Genomic DNA, 18,499 nt, shown 5'->3' with positions numbered 1-18,499 from the left:
AGATGAGAGTGTTCATTTGTTCCTATTCATGGTTTTCTCTCGCTATTCCAATGGACAGCGTTTCTTCAATTTTTCTTCATCAAGATAATTTAATTCATAAAATTGATTTTAATAATGAAAACTGCAATATTCATATATCCCTTCCATTGCTTTTTAATTGTCCGGACGCGAATGTAAAACACGGAATTATTTTAAAAGACGGCAGTAACAACCATGATTCAACGGACAACAGGGTGATATTATTCAGTACGGCGGTTGAAAGCGAAAGGGACCTCGCCGCCGAAAAAATTTATCCGTTGCCAAAAATCATGGGCGTTATGCAATTTGCGCTTATTTTTAGCGGCATTTTTTTTAATGACTGCCAAAGTGGCGCACCTAAAGAGAGCGGCGCGGTTGAAGACAAAACAAAAGAACTTGTCCTCCTGCTTAATCCGCACAAGTTGGTTAAAAATATTCATAAGGAATTAATAACATGATTAGAACATTAATTGTCGATGACAGCCCGCTGGTTCGTTCAATTCTGCGGGATTTTCTAGAAAGCGAAGGCTCTTTTGAAATTGTCGGCGAAGCCGAAGACGGGCGTGACAGCGTAGACAAAGCAAGAAATTTAAATCCTGATCTCATAACAATGGATTATGAAATGCCCGTAATGAACGGGCTTGACGCGATTGTAGAAATCAGGAAATTCAGCCAATGCGGCATAGTCGTAGTAAGCACCCACGATACCGCAAAGATGGCCTATGAAGCGGCCGTTAAAGGAGCGCATGAATTTTTCGCAAAGGATAATTTTACTTCTAAAATCAGCGACAGTCAGAGAAGCGAAATATTTAACACGTTAAAACATATAGCGAATATTAAGAAAAAATTTCCATTACAGGAAGCTTTAGGACAAAACAACGTTGTTCAAAAGAAAATTAAATGCGTAGTTATAGCGTCTTCCACTGGCGGTCCTATGGCCCTATGCCAGTTATTTTCCGCTCTTCCCGCAACTTTTCCCGTGCCGATATTGCTTGTACAGCATAATACATCGGGGTTTGACAAAGGTTTTGTGCAATGGCTGGACGGTTATTCACAACTTAACGTACAGATTGCTGAAAATGGAATTTATCCTTCAAGGGGAAATGTTTATGTAGGTCCTACGGAAAAACATCTTATTATAGGATCATCAGGCATCGCGTTTGACGACAGCGCCCCTGTCAACAGCCAGAAACCGGCGGCTGATTTTTTATTTAAGAGCGCGGCGGAACAATACGGCAGTTCCCTTGTAAGCGTAGTTCTTACCGGCATGGGCAATGACGGCGCGGAAGGCACCCGTTTAGTAAAAAATGCGGGCGGCATAACTATAGCTCAGGATGAGGCGACTTCCATGATCTATGGAATGCCCGAGGCCGCAGTTCAAACGGGCTGCGTGGACATGGTGCTGCCGTTAAACGAAATAGCGCTCAAATTAATATCGTTAACGGGGGGAGAAAGTTAAAAATGCCATTAAACGCAGCGGCTTCAGATAACGCAGTGGAAGTTCCGCCTGAAATACTCTGTGACCCCGCATTGTTATTCTTATATTACCGCATTGAACAGATACTTGGCATAAGGGCGGGAAGCGAATCTCTTATAAAACTAAATGAATATCTGGAAAATAACTGCGGCTCGTCTTTTATTAAAAACCCAGCCGCTTATGAATATCTTCTTACTTCCCGTGAACAGATATTCAGCATATCAAAATTTCTTACCGTCAACGAAACATATTTTTTCAGGGAGGGCGCCCATTTTGATCTTCTCGCGGGCGTTTTGCCCGAATTGGCTGAACTTGGCCGCCCGTTACAAATATGCTCAGCCGCCGTTTCAATCGGGTGTGAAGCGTACAGTATCGCAATGCTTCTTGATTACCATATAAAAAACGGGCTTAATTTTGATTTTACCATTGACGCGTTTGACGTAAGCGTTGACGCCATAGAAACCGCAAAAAACGCCCGTTATACATCAAACGCGCTGCGCTCTGACGGTTCCTCATGGAAACATATTCTTGACTCATACTTGATTCATGATAATAATGAATTTATCGTATCCCAAAATATCCGCAGAAAAGTGCGTTTTTTCCCGCATAACATCATGCGCGGGCTTGAAAAACAGTATGATATAATATTTTTTAGAAATTCCTTAATTTATTTTTCAAATAAGAACAGAATATTTGTCATTAATAATCTTGCGGAATCGCTCTTTAGTAACGGCCTTCTTTTTATGGGCATTTCAGAAACATCCGCCGTAAGACATCCTTTGCTCACGAATAAAAATTCCAGTGACGTATTTTATTTTCAAAAAACCGGAACTCCGTTTATTTACGATCAATTAGGAACATATAATAATTTGACGGAACCATATGCAAGTAACAATTATCAAAATAAAAAACAGGATAAACCCGCCGTAGAAAAACATACGCGGCATATCCAGCCAAGAAGGGAAGAAATTTCCGTAAGTTGCGCCGAAATAACGGAAATTTTAAAAACAGAAGACGGCAAACCAAACGCGGAAAAAACTCTTAATGCCCTTACAAATGAATATTTTTCCGCTCTTTCAGGAGGCGCTCTTGCGGCATCCGCCATTTATTTTTTAAATACGCAGGATTTGGAAAACGCGGATACTATTATTTCATACCTTGAAAAAAACAATTCAGGCGCGTTTACAAAATTCTTAAGGGGTGAACATTATTTTCACCGTAACATTTTACAAGAAGCGGAAAAATTCTATGTTGAATCTTCGGTAAAAGACAAATATTTTTGGCCCGCTTTTTACAGAATTGCCGTTATTGCCTCCGAAGGAAATCCCACAAGATATGAATATAAAATAAAAAAAACAATTGAAAGCATAGAACTTTTGCAAAACCTGGAACCCAACGGCGAACGTAATTATGAATGTTTTATGGGAGGATTTTCTCCAGATTATTTCCTGAGAATTTTGGAAAAGAAATTATCGTAAAAGAGGTTTTGCATGGAAACAAAATTAAAAAATATAAAAATAAAATTAATCACCAAATTAACGGTCAGCGCTTTTGTTTTTTTATTACCGTTGGGAATAATGCTACATTCCGTTATTTCCGCATCTTTTTCTTCGATAAAAAAAGATCGTATTGAACTTAAAGGGATTGAAGTTCTGCGCCCCGTCTTTGAGTTAATGCAAAACATTCCTTTTTATATCCGCATATATATTGATAATTCTCCGGGCGATATTGATTATACCAAACAACATATAACGGAATTACTTTTTGAAATAAAAGATAAATATGAAGAATATTTTTCAAATGAAGCTTATGTCGTGTCTCCCCAGACTCTTATTGAAAATTGGGAGAATATGTCAAAAACGGTGATTCGGGATTCTGTTTTATGGGCATACAGGCAGATAATGCAGGATTTAAATAGAATAATAGTTTATATAGGGGATATTTCAGGGCTGGTTACGGACAGTGATATTGAAAGCGCGTATCTTATCGCCGCATCAATTAATGAACTGCCTCAGGCGCAGGACAGGGTGGTTTTAATAGGAAATTTGTTAAGAACTATTGAATCCGGCGCTTTCACTCAAAGACGCAGAACGGAACTTCAGCTTAATCTTGAATTATTACAGTATTCAGACAATTCCAGGATACAAAACAGGTTTAATACCGCGGGAACTATGAGGAAAAAAAATACTGACACTCTTGAATCTTTTGAAATTCTTTTAAAAGCCTGTTATGACAACATCGCTTATTATGCGAGTACGGTAGGAAGTATAATTAATGAACCTGAATTAAATACTCAAGTTATTCCGGCTCTTTATGACGTGGCAAGCAGAGTAAACAACGCGACTTTTCGCCTTCAAACCGCTTCCCTTGACCGTTTGGAAGCCCTCATTTTAAAAAGAATTTCAACATACCGGCTTAGGTTAATATTATCGCTTACCGCCGCGATTTTTGCCACATTATTCGCGTTTGTTATAATTTTTATTACAAATTTCGGCATTCGTAAAGCTACTGACAACATGAGCGTAGTATTTAAACGATTAAATGAAAACGATCTTACCGTAAAAATAGAATCGCTTTCAAATGACGAACTTGGCGATTTTATGAAAGCGTTAAGCGTATTTTTATCAAAGTTACAGAATACATTTTCGTCATTTAATAAAAATACTTCAATGGTCTCCACGTCCGTATATGAACTTTCTTCAACAACAAAAGAAATGACCGCCGTCGCCAACGAACAATCCGCAAGCGTTTCCGAAATTGTAACCACAATGGAAAACAACAGAAACATTTCCGCCCAATCTGCCGAAAAAACCTCGGAAGTGGCGCATCTTGCCTCACAAACGCAGGAACTTAGCAGGCGCGGCGCTGAACTTAGGGAAATAAATGAAAACATGATGCTTGACGTGCGCAATCAAAACGCTAAGATTATTGAAATAATCAGAAACCTCGCCGAAATGCTTTCCAGAATTGACGAGTCGGTAAAACTAATTGACACAATCGCGGATCATACCAAACTTATCGCTTTTAACGCGGCTCTTGAAGCGTCGTCATCGGGTGAAGCCGGTTCCCGTTTCTCGGTAGTGGCTTCAGAAATACGCCGCTTTGCCGACAATGTCGTGGAGTCCGCTTCCGAAATAAAAGAAAAAATTTCAGAATTGCAGGAAGCTTCGCAGAGCCTGTTAACTGAAGCAAATAACGGTTCGCGTAAAATTGACATAGGTTACAACAGAATTGTCGAACAAAAAGAAGTTTTTGAAAATATAGTGGACGCTTCCAAGAATGTCGCAATACGCACGCAGCAGATTTCTTCCCTAACCAAACAGCAGGAATACGCCGCAACTCAGGTTTTCTCCGCGTTAAAAGAAATTTCCGCAGGCGTAAATCAATTTGTCCACGCAACAGTCATTACGTCGGAAACGGTGAATAAACTTAATAATATGTCAAAAGAACTAAAAGAAACTCTTGCAAAATATCATATAACGGGCGGTAATAATTAATGATGCCAGTTGCAAGAAAAGATTCATGGGAGAAGCCATGGCGATAGACAAGGAAAAATTCATCAAAAAATATATTGATGAAGGACTTGAAATTTTATCCACGGTCGAAACCCTAATATTTGACATAAAAGACGGCGTTTCGGTAGAAGATGATCTCGCCACTTTACTGCGCTCCCTTCATACCCTTAAAGGCACTTCCCGTATGCTTGAGTTTAAGCGTATCGAAGAATTAAGCCATCTGCTTGAAAGCGTTTTTGTCGCCATACGCGAGCAAAGAATAGGTTTTTCCGAGAACGCGTTAAAATTAATCCTGTCTTCTTTAGACATTCTTAAAGACGGCATCAACGTATTGCAAAATACAAAAGACGACAATATTGAAATTGGCGAATATGTAAAAAATCTTACTCTTCTTGCGGCCGGTGAAGAATATTCATTGCCAAAAACGGAAAAATCCGCTTCAATAAAAAAACAATCTTCGGAAAAAGATGCGGTTATGCCGCAAACATCCGAAACGGCGCAAGCGCCCGCTGAAAAAGAAACGGCAAATAAAACTCAAGTCCCGGAAAAACACAAAGATACAAAAAGCGAGTCAATACGCGTTCCTCTTGAAAAAATAGATGAAATAATAAAAAGCATCGCTTCTTTGCATACGCTGGAAATTTCTGCAAAAAGCCTTTCTCAAAACAGCATGGAAATTACCAAGCTTATGAAGGATTTTTCAAAATCGTTTAAAGAGTATAAAAAGTATGATCCCGTACAAGCGGCAAATTTCAGGAAACTGGAAAGAATGGGAGAGAGGTTAAATTCAGCTTTAAAAAATTACTTTATTGACGCTGAAACCAGCATAAGAACCGCTTATGACAGGGTAATTTCACTGCGTACCCTTCCAATTTCCACAATTTTTGACAGTTACCCCCGTTATGTGTTTCATCTCTCTCAGGAACTCGGCAAAAAAGTACGGCTTGTTATTGAAGGGCAGGAAAATGAAATAGATAAAAACATTATTGAAACAATATCGGAAGTATTTATTCACCTTGTGCGTAACGCGGTTGATCACGGAATTGAAACGCCGCAGGAACGCATTACCGCCGGAAAAGATGAAACCGGCATAATATCCATAATTTGTTCGCGTGAAAGCGGCAATATGAAAATAATTATTTCCGATGACGGACGCGGCATTGACCTTGAGAAAATCAGGCAGAAAGCGGTAAAAGGGGGATTTGTTACGGCGGCGGCGGCGGCAGGGCTTTCTAAGGAAGAACTGATAAATTTAATTTTTCAAAGCGGTTTTTCAACATCGGGCAGTTTAAGCAGCGTGTCAGGCAGGGGGGTCGGAATGGACGTGGTCCGCGAATGCGTGGAATCTTTAAAGGGAAGCATTCTTGTAGACAGCGTCCAGGGGGAAGGCTCAAAATTTACCATTATTGTCCCGCTTTCCATCGCCGCCCTTATGGGCTTTCCAATTGAATGTAACGGAATGAAATTTATTATTCCCGCTAATTTTGTCGAAGCGATAATGCTTTTAAACCGCGATGAGATAATTACCGTGGTGGACAAGCCTGAAATAAAATATAACGACCGTATTATTAAATTATATTACCTTAGCCAGATTTTACAAATTAAAACAGATGCCGCTGGAGTCTCGGATATACTTTTTGTCGTAATTATCCGTTCTTATGATGATATAGCGGCTATTGCCGTTAATAACATAGACAGCATGAGATCCGTAATTCTTAAAACAATGCCCGCTTTTATGGAAAACATGAGCATTTTTTCCGGTATTGTTTTAAACGAAGACTATGAAATGGTCAGCGTTTTGCATATTCCAACCGTAATTAAAATGGCAAAACGCATAAAAGCTCTTGATATTAAAAAGCACGCCATTGAATTTGACAAATTAAAAAAATCAATTCTTATTGTTGACGATTCGCTTCCCATACGTGAAATTGAAAGTGAAATTCTTTCATCGGAAGGATACGTTGTTGATACTGCGGCGGACGGGGCGCAGGCGTTAAAGGCGGCAAAAACAAATCATTATGATTTAATATGCACCGATTTAAATTTACCGGTTATGGACGGCTTTATGCTTATTGAAAATTTAAAAAAGAACGAAGACCTTTCAAAGATTCCAATTATTGTAATTTCATCCATGGATAATGAAGAAGAGCAAAAACGCACCTTTCAGCTTGGAGCTTCGCGGTATATTGTTAAAAATTCTTTTAATAATCATAATTTGCTCGATGCCGTTAATTCACTTGTAGGAGCGGGATAATGAGTGAAGAATTAAAACGCATATTAATTATGGAAGATTCCGATATTTTCGCGGAAATGCTGATAAGCTCCTTTGATCAGTCAAAATATAATATTCAAAGGGCGGTAAACGGGTTTGAAGGCATTAAAAAAGTTTTCGGCTTTATGCCCCACCTTATTATCTCTGACGTTGAAATGCCTCTTTTTAAAGGGTATCAGGTTACGCGCTTTTTAAAGTCGCGTAAAAATACAAAGAACATCCCCGTAATAATGTTCACGTCCCTTGATGAAACAAAAGATAAATTTTGGGGTCTGCAAACGGGAGCGGATTATTACATTGAAAAATCGCCTGAAAATATTAATATGCTGATTACCCTTATTGAAAAAATATTTTCTTCCGCGCATGAAATTGATTTTGACGCTATTGAAAAAGAAAGCAGAAAAATTAACGACGACTCCATTATAGAAATAGTAAATAACCTTCTTGATAATAAACTTTTCCAAACTACAATTATCGGACTTCTTTCTGATTTGTCAAAAAGGGTAAATTCAATTGAAATGACGGCGCAGGGAATAATTGAGCTTCTTCACACGGTTTGTGAAGCGGAAATTGTAACTTTAATAATCAAAGGAAATAACGGATTTGTATATGTTTATACGGATAATTTCAGCTCGTATTCAAAAGAAATATACGATAATTTTTTAGGCGTATGCACGTCTGATTTTAATAACTTGTTTCAGGGCTTTAAAATTATTTCCAACAGGATAAAAAATTTCCGTCCAACAGGACAAAACAGGAAAACCATATCTTCCTATATTTTTATTCCCCTATCTTCCGCAGGCGAGAGTTTCGCTTCCCTGCATATCGCAAATTCAATAAATGAGTATTTTACGCCGGCAATTATGGAAAATGTCAATGTGTTTGCAAGCTCGGCATCCCCCATCATCGCAAACGCGCTTTCCATCCATAATTTTGTCGAACTTCAAAAAAGAACCCGCGCCGCGTTCGCCCGTTATGTTCCCGGGGATGTGATGGACGAGATAATCAATGAAACCGCGAAAAAAACCATCTTAAGCGAAAATAGAAAAGTATCGGTGCTGTTCTGCGATATTAGGGATTTTACAAATATGTCCGAACATTATGACGCGCAGGTTGTCGTTGATTTTTTAAATAATTTTTTCGCTAAAATGGGAAGCGAAATAATTTCTGAAAGCGGGCATGTTGATAAATTTATAGGCGATGCCATTATGGCCGTATTTGGGGCGTTTAAGAATAATGAAGAATCCCCTGAAAACGCGATAAAAGCGGCGGTAAAAATGCTCGCCGCGCTTGAAAAAATAAACAATACGAGCATGGAGTTTTTTAAAGATAAAGTAAAAGTCGGAATAGGCATAAATTACGGTGACTGTATTTTAGGAAATATCGGGTTTAAGAGCAAAATGGACTACACGATAATAGGCGATACGGTTAATCTCGCCTCCCGGCTTGAGAGTCTTACAAAGGCATATTATCATCCTCTTATAGTTTCCGAAGCCGTATATGAAGCCGCTAAAGAAAAATTTCTTTTCCGTAAAATCGATAATGTGCGGGTAAAAGGAAAGGATAAACCCGTAGGCATATACGCCGTTTATTCGGGTTTTCAGGGCTCCGACGGAAAAAAACTGCGTTCTGGAGAAACCGCCGATATAACTTCAGTGGAGTCTCTTTTAATTAACCGCGATACGCTTGTAAATTACAATAAAGGGCTTAGGGTTTTTTACCTGCGCGAATGGAAACTCGCGCAGGAGTATTTTAACAATGCGTTGGAAAGCGATAAAGATGATTTTTTGTCAAAACTTTATCTTGAACGCTCTATTAAACTGTCGCAGTCGCAGGTGGGCGATGATTGGGACGGGGTAATTACGTTTACTGAAAAATAAATTATAAAGGAGTATAACATGACCAGCAAAGAATTAAATGAAAAAATCAGACGCGATGAATACGATGGAGAAAAACTGATAAACAAATTCAGATTTTTTCTTGCCCTGATTTTTATTCTATCCATTATTGTTGTTTCATTTTTAAGGAAATTAAGCGGCCTTGAGCATTTTCCTTTTAGGGCGTATACGTTTACGTCAGGTTTCTTGCTTTACTCAATTTTACTGTATTTCTATATAAAAAGAAGAAATACTCTTCATTCTTACTTTAAATATATTTGCGTAATTTTGGACTCGTTTCTTATCAGCGGCGCCATTTGGGCGGGCTGCACTTATCCTGAAATATCGCCTCCAATCACATTTCTTTCCATACAAGCCCTTTTTTATATCGTGCTTATCATGGCCGGCGCTTTCAGGTACAGCGTTCCTTGCGCGTTCTTTTCCGGCATCTTTTCAGCCGTTTGTTATCTGATTGTAGTCGTTGTTAATGGAAAAGTTCTTGATCTGCCTTATTCATTTACGCTTAACGACAAAGTAATACCTTTAAGTTTTCCCCTGTATAATGAAATGCTCCGCGTCATTGGGATGGTTATAGCGGGGGCTACGGCGGGAATGGCTTGTAAAAGGCATCTTACATTATTTAAAGGTATGATAGAATCCCAAGTTGGAGCCGCCGATGCGGCTTTAGCGACGGTAGAGCAAACCCGTACAATGGCTAAGGTTATAAAAAAATCTACTAATGACATATTCTTTTCATCTAAGGATATTTTTACAACGGCAAATAATCAGGCCGCAAGCATTCAGGAAATTGAAAGCACAATAAACGAAAACACCCAAATAGCCGGCGATATATCCGAGAAAACGGCAAGCGTATCCACCATCGCATCCAAAATGGAAAACGACGTTATTCAAGGATTTTCCGTACTTGAACGCAACGTTGACCAACTGGAAGACATTAAGAAAAAGAATGACGGCGTAATTACGGGCATTATAAACCTTGGAAACAAAATATTAAAAATACGCGATATTGTAAAAAACATAAATACTATAACGGATCAAACAAAAGTTATAGCGTTTAACGCAGCGTTGGAAGCCGCGAGCGCAGGGGAACGCGGCAAGCGTTTTTCCGTCGTGGCGAGCGAAGTAAACAGGCTTGCGGACGACATCGCCTCCCTTACAAGGCAAATTCGCGAACAAGTTGAAGAAATACAGAATTCTTCCTCATCATTAATAATTTCCAGCGAAGAAAGCGCGGATAAAATTACGGAAGGCAATAACCTTATCAAAGAACTTGAAGACATTTTCCGCGAAATTCGTTCAGGCGCGGAAATAACGGCAAATCAGGCCCAAACGATTACAATATCAACCCAGAAACAGCAAAAATCAACTGAACAAATTAACATAGCAATCTCTGATATTTCAAAGGGGCTGTCAAATTTTATACAATCAACAAGGGTGGCAACTTCGTCAGCGGAAGAACTTACGGGGATGATTCAGAAACTTGATTCCATTTTAAAAGGAGAAACGCCTCCATCAGATACGGACAATAAGTCAAAAGAATGAAATTAAATTTAAAAAAAATTATTATAATGGCGCTGTTTTTTCTTTCCGCCCTTCCCCTCTTCTGCCGCGATATTACCGTATTGGTGCTTGACGGAGACTTGGAGCTTCCCTTAGAAGGCGCGACAGTGCGCGCAAGAGGCGGAAATGAATACGTATGCGGCAAAGACGGAAAGGCTAGAGTTTCTGTTCCAGATGACAGGCAGATAATTCTTTACGCCGCATATCCGGGCTATGAAACAAGCGCCATAACAATTCCCGTTACGGGCAATTCTTTTACGGTCTCTTTAAACCTTTCAGGATTTTTGCAGGGTCGTGAACTTGTAGTCGAAGCGTCAAGACCCGGAACAAGCGAATCAAAAACAGGCCGCAGCGTCGCCGTAAGCGAGAAAGAAATAACCCAAACTGCGGAAATCGGAGTAATAGAAGACGTTATGCGCACTATAAAACTTCTTCCCGGCGTAGGTTACTCAGGGCTTTTTAACGCCGAGCCAAGTATCCGCGGCGGCCACCCCGGAGACATGAACGCGTCTTTGGACGGTTTTTATATCAATAACCCGTACTTCTGGGGCGGCGGCTTTTCAATTTTCGATCCCCGCATGGTAAAAAGCGCGCAGTTATCCCACGGCGTATTTTCCACCCGTTACGGGCATACAATTTCAGGGCTGCTTGAAGTAACGTCCAAAGAGCCTTCACCTACGGAGACTGAATTTGAACTTGGCTTAAACACAAGCGCCGCGAATTTTAACCTTTCTATTCCGTTGAACGGAAAGGGAGGCATACTTTTTATGGGGCGCGTTACATATTATGACCCTGTAATATGGGCCGCTAAAGAATTGTCAGTCATAATCCCTGAATTGGAAGTAATCAGTTATATAGACAGAGCGCCTTATATCAGATCGGCGACAATCAACGGTAATTATCGCTTTACTGACAACGTTGTTTTAACCGCGACAGGTTTTTTGGGGATGGACGGGGGAGGCGTAAATTTTTTAAATGAAAATAGAACGCCAAAATTAGACAGCGATACGTCTTTAAATTTTGATTATGTTAACTATCAAACCTTTTTAACGTCGTCTTTATCATGGAATCCCCATAATGACATGCTGTTAAAATTTATTGTAGGCGCGGGATATGAAGGTTCAGATTTAGACGGAAAAATAACATACAATATTCATAATAAATATTTTACTGATGGATTTTCCCAATTTATAAAAAATTTCTTAAAATCTAAAGGCATGGACGATGAGAAATATCAATATTCTCGAGACATGATCATAGCTTGGGTTGATTCTAAATACAACGTACAGGGACGCATTGATTATGACTGGAAATTATCAAATAGTTTCCTTGCCGCCATTGGAATACAAGAATTATTTTCATTCTCAGAAAATAAAGGCGAACAGAGAGCGGCTAATGTCACCCTTTTTAAGAATATTGATGAAACCGCAAAAAATAATATTAAAGCTTTTTTGGGGTTTGATCCAGGAGATAATTTTTTTGTTGAAATGCCTATGCTTTATAATCCTGTTTCACAAAATAAACTTATGACGACTTCCGGTTATCTGCTTGGAGAATTCAATACTGAAGAAAACCGTTTTAGTGCGGAATTTGGCATCCGCCTTGATCATTTTATGTTATTTGGAGACGGTTTTACATTGCAAAGCGAGCCTGTATTAAATCCGCGCATAAATCTAGATTATAATATTTTACGCAACAAAGGCATATTAAACTCGCTTGACATTTCCGCCGGAACCGGGCTTTTTTCATCAATAAACAGCATCGTTTTTGACGCGGAAAAAAAATATAACATTGATTACATAAAACCCAACAGAAGCTGGACATCCGTCCTTGGCGTCAGATTTGAATTCCCCGAATCAATAATTTTAAATATTGAAGGTTACTATAAAAAAGTATTTGACAGAATGTATATTCCAGTAAGCCCCGGAAATGATTCAGTTACAATTAATCCTCAATTTGACGGCGAGGGAAGGGTATGGGGAATAGATGTTATGCTGCAAAAAATTCAAAGCCGGTTTTGGGACGGCTGGCTTTCTTATTCATATACATGGGCGCAGTACCGCGATCCAAACGGCAATTCCGGCGGAACGGGAATATCCGGCGGAAACCAGGGCAACGACTGGTATTTCCCGTCATATCACAGATTTCATAATCTTAATTTGATATTAAATATTAAACCGACGCAAAGAATTAATATTTATCTGCGTTTTGGAATTGCATCAGGCGTACTATTGGCAAAAAGAGAAGGAGACGGACCTATAAGCTATCCTGTGTTAGTTTATGAAGGAGATAAAAGTTACTTTATAGAACAATTCTTTTGGCCTTCAGTTACTGATGAGAATAACCGCACTACCCCATCGCTGCCGATGGATTTAAAGATTTCATTCTTTGGCGGCAATAAGAACGGAAAAACAAGATATGAATTTTATTTTGCGATAGAAAATGTTCTTGGATTATTATATACTGCACAAGGGAATACAAGTTTTAACTCTTATACGGGCGAAATTGACACAGGTAATGATTCGGCGCGTTATGAAATACCTATTCCAATACCGTCATTTGGGTTTAAAATCAGTTATTAAAGGAAAATATGAAAGTTATAAAGATTTTTATTTTAATTATCTCAACATTTTTTCTTTTTAACTGCGTCTCTATTATGGAAAAAACAGGACAAGTACTTGACGGATCTGCCTTCAAATTTAAAACTCTTTCCGTTTATAAAACATCAGGCAAAGAAGAAAATCAACAGGAAATAAAAATCTCTGTTGTTGAAAAAAAAGATAAGGAAAAATCAATAATAATAACATTAGAAAATTTCCCCATGATAAAACTGCTTGGTTCATTCCCTGACGAGGACGGCGTTTTTATTCTTACAACGCTTGAATTCCTTTCAGGAAGCGTCCATGGCTGGAATGAATACGTAATGGAATTAACGGGTACGGGGAATTTAAAATTTGAAGATACTGCAATTCTTAAAATCGAAGAAATTGAGCCTGTTAAAATTACAAAAGGACGCGTTCAGCGGTACGACACCCGTTTAACTGGAAACGAAGCTTTGTCGGCATTACGCAACAGGCGCGAGCGCATACTCGCCCTTACGGATTGGTTGTCTCCTAGCCATGAAAAAGGGAAGAAAATTGACGATTTTGAAAGATTTTGGCAGCCAATTCTTTTACCGGAGACGGTATCAAAGGAAAAAAGGCCAAACGGCTGGATTCAGGGCGAAGACCAATTCCAAAAAGCCGACAGCATAAAATGGAATACCGGTTACACGGAGCGGACTTTTCCTGAAGAATTATGGCCTATAAGAAACTCAGGCACTTTACTGCGCGATTGGGAAGAAGCAATTGGTTGGATATATCTGGAATATGAATGGAAAAATATTGTAGAATTATTATCAAAAGAAATAATCTTAAATAAAATTAAGTGAGGTAAGAAATGGAAACTGAGACTTTTTCAGTATTGGAACTGTTTAACCTTGGGGGCATTTTTATGTGGCCCCTGCTTTTATTTTCTATCGCCGTCATCGCAATCTCTATGGAACGCGTTATTTTTATTCTTTATCATGATCTAAGGGTTGATGATTTGTACGATAAAGTTTCCAACTATGTAAAATCAAACGATTACTCCGGGGGATGTGAGTATCTTTCCGGTTTGTCAAAACGGCGAATTGGGGCGCGTATTATTTTAACCCTTTTAAAACAGGTAAGCCCAAAACAGGCGTTTTTAGCACACCGCGCCGAACGCGCCGTAGAAACCGAAGCGAAGAACTGCATCAATTCCCTTGAAAACGGTTTTGATTTTCTTACCGCCCTCGGCTCCCTGTCCCCGTTAACCGGCTTTCTTGGAACCGTATCGGGAATGATTGGCGCTTTTAAATCAATCGCTGAAGCTACTGAAGTAAACGCGCAGATTGTCGCAAACGGCATCTATGAAGCGCTTATCACCACGGTATTCGGGCTTATAATAGCCATCATCGCGATGATCGCGCACTCCATTTTAAGCCATATCGTTGATAAATTTGCCGCAAGAGTGGAAGGCGTTTGTTCGGATTTAATCGCGGAAATGGAAAGCAGCCAGCCTGCGGGAAAGTAAACGGCAAAATGAACATATCGCGCCGTAAAAAAAGCGGCTTTCTTGAATCAAGCGCCGCAAGCGACCTCGCTTTCCTTTTAATTATATATTTTCTTGTTATTGCAGGTTTTAACGTAAACAAAGGCTTTATAATTAACCTTCCCGCAAAAGACTCTACAAGAATGATATTAAAAGAGGAATTGGTGCGCTTTGAAATGGATTCAAAAGGGGAAATATTGCATAACGAGGAAGTATTATCTATCCCAAAGGCAAAATCAATAATTCAAAGCGCCCAAAGGGAAAATCCCAACATAGCGGTTATTATAACAATTGACAGTAAGGCCCATTGGCAAAATGTCGTGTCATTTGTGGAACTTGCCCAAGACTTACAAATTGATTCATTTTCGTTTTCCATGAAAAAGGATAATTAATGAATTTTAGACGGCCCAAAAAACAATTTAATATTCCCCTGTCTTCCATGTCGGATATAGGATTTCTGCTTTTAGTTTTTATTATGCTTGTCTCTTTAATTAATTACCGCAAAGAAGTAAAAATAGAATATCCTGAAGCGCAAAAAGCGCTTAGAACTACCGAAGAAAGAAACCTTGAAGTATGGATCGACTTGGAGGGAAATATTTATCTTGACGGAACTCCCGCCGACCGTAACGCTTTTGAGCAAAAGATAACAAACCTGTATTTATTGGCCCCTGATACAAGGGTGCATATAATCGCGGATAAAAATACCCCTTATGAAAATATTAACAACGTATTGGAAATAATGCAGCTTCTCCAATACCGCGTTGTTAGCTTTGTGGTAAAAACCAATGAATGAAAAATATTTACGCTTGATTATTTTTATTATTACCGCCGCGCTACATTTGCTTGTAATATTTTTTCTGGTTTTTAAAACCGGTGGGGTTATTCAGGAAATTTCAGAAAACGCCAGGGTTATGAAGCTGACAGACATTGACGAGCTTCCCCCTCCTCCGCCTGAGGAGCCTGAAATTCCGCAGGTGGAAGAAATAGCCGAAGTAATGATAGAAACCGATATTCCCCCTGTTCAAAATGTAGTCCCTGCGGGAACTTTAAATGTTACTGTAGAAAATTATGAAGATTATCTTAAAATGCATGAAGTTTCTAAAAGGCCGATATTTAACGAAGAAGACCTTACATCAGCTTTAATTTATCCTCCCATAGCTTTACGCTCAGGTATCGAAGGCAGGGTTGTTCTTGAATTATTTGTAGATCGCGCGGGTTTCGTGCAAAAGATAACCGTTTTACGCGAAGAGCCTGAAGGCAAGGGATTCGGAGAGGCCGCCGTCAAGGCGTTTACAGGCAGAAAAGGAACCCCCGCCTTCGCAAACGATGAACCCGTCTCCTGCCGTTACCGCTATCCTGTGGTTTTTAGGATAAAATAAATTTTTACGCAAAGACTTCACACAAAGATCACAAAGGGGGGAAAGGGGTTCTTGTCCGAAGGCTATATTCGTAGCTTCACGAAAAGATAACGGACAACAACCCCTTATTCCTCTTTGTGATCTTCTCTTTCTTCGTGTTCTTTGTGTGAAATATATTAGGGAAAAATTTATTATTAGTGAAGTAACATAGCGTCGCCATAGCTGAAAAAGCGGTATCCCTCACTAATAGCTTCTTCATAGCTTTCAAGGATCAATTCTCTGCCGGCGAAGGCTGAGACTAACATCAGTAATGTTGATTCGGGGGTGTGAAAATTTGTAAAAATAGCGTCCACTACTTTAAATTTATAACCCGGGTAAATAAAAATTGAAGTTTTGTTTTCTCCCCGTTTAAGTTTTCCATCAGGCAGCCACGCGCTTTCCAGAGTTCTAACGCTTGTGGTTCCCACCGCGATAATTTTTCTTCCCGCTTTTTTCGCTTCTTCTATTTTTACGGCAGTCTTATCATCAATATAAAAACATTCACTGTGCATTTTATGATCTTCAATATTTTCAGTACGGACGGGAAGGAATGTTCCCAATCCTACATGCAAAGTAATAAATACGCTTTCTATTCCACGGGAATTAAAAGCGTCAAATATTTCCTTTGTAAAATGAAGCCCCGCAGTAGGAGCCGCCGTAGAGCCTGTTTGCCTTGCGTAAATGGTCTGATAACGCTCAGTATCCGATGATACATCTTCCCTCCTTATATACGGCGGCAATGGGACATGGCCGTTTTTTTCAAGCCACGCGTCGTTTATGGGGTTTTCAAATTTTAAAAGAATATATTCGTCTTCAAAACCGCTAATAACGGCCTTTATCCGCTCCTGAACGTCCGCAGGAAACAAATAAACGTCTCCTATCCGTTTTCGGCGCGCGCGTTTTGCCATAACTTTCCATAATAGGCCGTCACTATTAACGTCGTCTAAAAGCAGAAACTCAAGTTTTGCGCCGGTTCTCTCGTTAATAGCGTAAAGACGCGCCTTGCGTACTTTTGTGTCGTTAAAAACTAAAAGCGGCTTTTCGCCGCCGGCGCTTAAGAATTTTCTGCCGCATAGAATATCCGGCAATTGACATACTTCCGTATGCGCGCGCGCGCCAGATAGGCGATCAAGCGTCATTAACTTGCTCTGCCCGCGCTTTTCGACAGGGTATTGCGCGATTAAATTTTCCGGAAGATAAAAATTAAAATCGCTTTTTTTCATTAAAAAAGAGAACCTTCATTATTTACTGCATTGTTAGGCGCTAATCCAAGGTGGCCATAGGCGAAATTTGTTACTACCCTTCCCCTCGGAGTGCGCTGTATAAGGCCGGCCTGTATTAAAAACGGCTCATAGTAATCTTCCAGAGTTTCAACGGATTCTCCAATTGAAATAGCAAGGGTGTCCGCCCCAACAGGGCCGCCATTATAACGTTCAATAATTATTTTTAGGATTTCCCGATCTTGTTTTTCAAGGCCAAGTTCGTCTATTTCAAGACGCGACAGGCCGTTGTGAACAACAGCCAATGTAATGGAAGGCTCTCCCGCATATTGGGCAAAATCCCTCATACGCTTTAAAAGTTGATTCACCACACGCGGAGTGCCCCTTGAAGATTTCGCAAGAAGGGATGCGGCATCGTTATCAATTTTTACTTTTAAAAGACCTGCTGAACGGCGGACAATGGCTTCCAAATCCTGCTGTTCATAAAATGAAAAACGGCAGGTAATGCCAAACCTGCTTATCAGAGGACTTGAAACAACGCCCGCCTTTGTCGTAGCTCCCACAAGCGTAAACGGCTTAATCGCAATTCGCATTGTCCTTGCGTTTGGCCCCTGCCCTATAACCCAGTCAATTCCGTAATCTTCCATCGCTATGTAAAGAAGTTCTTCTATGGCGGGCTTAAGACTGTGTATTTCGTCAATAAAAAACACGTCGCCTTTTTTTAAATTAGTTAAAAAGCCTACAAGGTCTTTTGGTTTTTCAAGCGCGGGAGCCGTAGTTTGAACAAAACCGGTTCCCATCTCATTTGCCACAACCTGCGCCATTGTAGTCTTGCCAAGCCCCGCAGGCCCGATTAAAAAAAGATGATCTAGGCTGTCCCCGCGTTCCTTCGCGGCGGAAATAAAGACTGATAAATTTTCCTTCATTCCCTTTTGCCCTAAAAATTCTTTCAGATTGCGGGGACGAAGAGCCATGTCCTGCGCGTCTTCAATAATCAATTCAGGCCTTACGGGGCTTTTTTCTTTCATT

At 39.8% G+C, this 18,499-nt stretch carries 15 protein-coding genes; 13 read left to right on the top strand and 2 right to left on the bottom strand.

The features are described from left to right. Positions 1-2: 2 nt before the first annotated feature. From ACYVRH_RS00890 to ACYVRH_RS00830, 13 genes are read left to right on the top strand one after another with little or no spacing between them, the layout of a single operon-like run. Positions 3-476, top strand: a complete 474-nt coding sequence (locus tag ACYVRH_RS00890; protein WP_461255048.1) for a hypothetical protein — start codon at positions 3-5, stop codon at positions 474-476. Continuing rightward, positions 473-1,477 (top strand): chemotaxis-specific protein-glutamate methyltransferase CheB, encoded by a 1,005-nt coding sequence (gene cheB, locus ACYVRH_RS00885; protein ID WP_461255047.1) that lies wholly within the window; start codon positions 473-475, stop codon positions 1,475-1,477. The genes ACYVRH_RS00890 and cheB overlap by 4 nt, the downstream gene beginning before the upstream one ends. 2 nt (positions 1,478-1,479) lie before the next feature. Further along, entirely contained in the window at positions 1,480-2,973 is a 1,494-nt protein-coding gene (locus ACYVRH_RS00880; protein ID WP_461255046.1) for a CheR family methyltransferase, read from the top strand. A 12-nt stretch (positions 2,974-2,985) separates the two neighbouring features. Next, a complete protein-coding gene (locus ACYVRH_RS00875) occupies positions 2,986-4,992 on the top strand; it encodes a methyl-accepting chemotaxis protein (protein ID WP_461255045.1) in 2,007 nt (668 codons plus the stop codon). Between the two features lie 37 nt (positions 4,993-5,029). Next, entirely contained in the window at positions 5,030-7,264 is a 2,235-nt protein-coding gene (locus ACYVRH_RS00870; protein ID WP_461255044.1) for a hybrid sensor histidine kinase/response regulator, read from the top strand. After that, on the top strand, positions 7,264-9,162 hold the full coding sequence (locus ACYVRH_RS00865) for an adenylate/guanylate cyclase domain-containing protein (protein ID WP_461255043.1): 1,899 nt from the start codon (positions 7,264-7,266) through the stop codon (positions 9,160-9,162). The genes ACYVRH_RS00870 and ACYVRH_RS00865 overlap by 1 nt, the downstream gene beginning before the upstream one ends. 18 nt (positions 9,163-9,180) lie before the next feature. Then, a complete protein-coding gene (locus ACYVRH_RS00860; protein ID WP_461255042.1) occupies positions 9,181-10,722 on the top strand; it encodes a methyl-accepting chemotaxis protein in 1,542 nt (513 codons plus the stop codon). Beyond that, on the top strand, positions 10,719-13,322 hold the full coding sequence (locus ACYVRH_RS00855) for a TonB-dependent receptor plug domain-containing protein (RefSeq protein WP_461255041.1): 2,604 nt from the start codon (positions 10,719-10,721) through the stop codon (positions 13,320-13,322). Before ACYVRH_RS00860 ends, ACYVRH_RS00855 begins: the two co-directional genes overlap by 4 nt. Positions 13,323-13,330: 8 nt before the next feature. Then, a complete protein-coding gene (locus ACYVRH_RS00850; RefSeq protein WP_461255040.1) occupies positions 13,331-14,170 on the top strand; it encodes a hypothetical protein in 840 nt (279 codons plus the stop codon). An 8-nt stretch (positions 14,171-14,178) separates the two neighbouring features. Continuing rightward, entirely contained in the window at positions 14,179-14,835 is a 657-nt protein-coding gene (locus ACYVRH_RS00845) for a MotA/TolQ/ExbB proton channel family protein (RefSeq protein ID WP_461255039.1), read from the top strand. Between the two features lie 8 nt (positions 14,836-14,843). Further along, positions 14,844-15,245, top strand: coding sequence for an ExbD/TolR family protein (locus ACYVRH_RS00840; RefSeq protein ID WP_461255038.1), 402 nt, complete (start codon positions 14,844-14,846; stop codon positions 15,243-15,245). Beyond that, on the top strand, positions 15,245-15,646 hold the full coding sequence (locus tag ACYVRH_RS00835) for an ExbD/TolR family protein (protein ID WP_461255037.1): 402 nt from the start codon (positions 15,245-15,247) through the stop codon (positions 15,644-15,646). The genes ACYVRH_RS00840 and ACYVRH_RS00835 overlap by 1 nt, the downstream gene beginning before the upstream one ends. Next, a complete protein-coding gene (locus ACYVRH_RS00830; protein WP_461255036.1) occupies positions 15,639-16,232 on the top strand; it encodes an energy transducer TonB in 594 nt (197 codons plus the stop codon). Before ACYVRH_RS00835 ends, ACYVRH_RS00830 begins: the two co-directional genes overlap by 8 nt. 173 nt (positions 16,233-16,405) lie before the next feature. Here the strand turns inward: ACYVRH_RS00830 and queA are convergent, their stop codons facing one another. Next, positions 16,406-17,473 (bottom strand): tRNA preQ1(34) S-adenosylmethionine ribosyltransferase-isomerase QueA, encoded by a 1,068-nt coding sequence (gene queA, locus ACYVRH_RS00825; protein ID WP_461255035.1) that lies wholly within the window; start codon positions 17,471-17,473, stop codon positions 16,406-16,408. Next, positions 17,473-18,498, bottom strand: coding sequence for a Holliday junction branch migration DNA helicase RuvB (ruvB, locus tag ACYVRH_RS00820; RefSeq protein WP_461255034.1), 1,026 nt, complete (start codon positions 18,496-18,498; stop codon positions 17,473-17,475). Before ruvB ends, queA begins: the two co-directional genes overlap by 1 nt. Between the last annotated feature and the right edge of the window lies 1 nt (position 18,499).

The organism is Treponema sp. R80B11-R83G3 (genome assembly GCF_054786115.1).
Note: the sequence above shows the minus strand (reverse complement) of the source record. Positions and strands in the feature narration are given on the sequence as shown.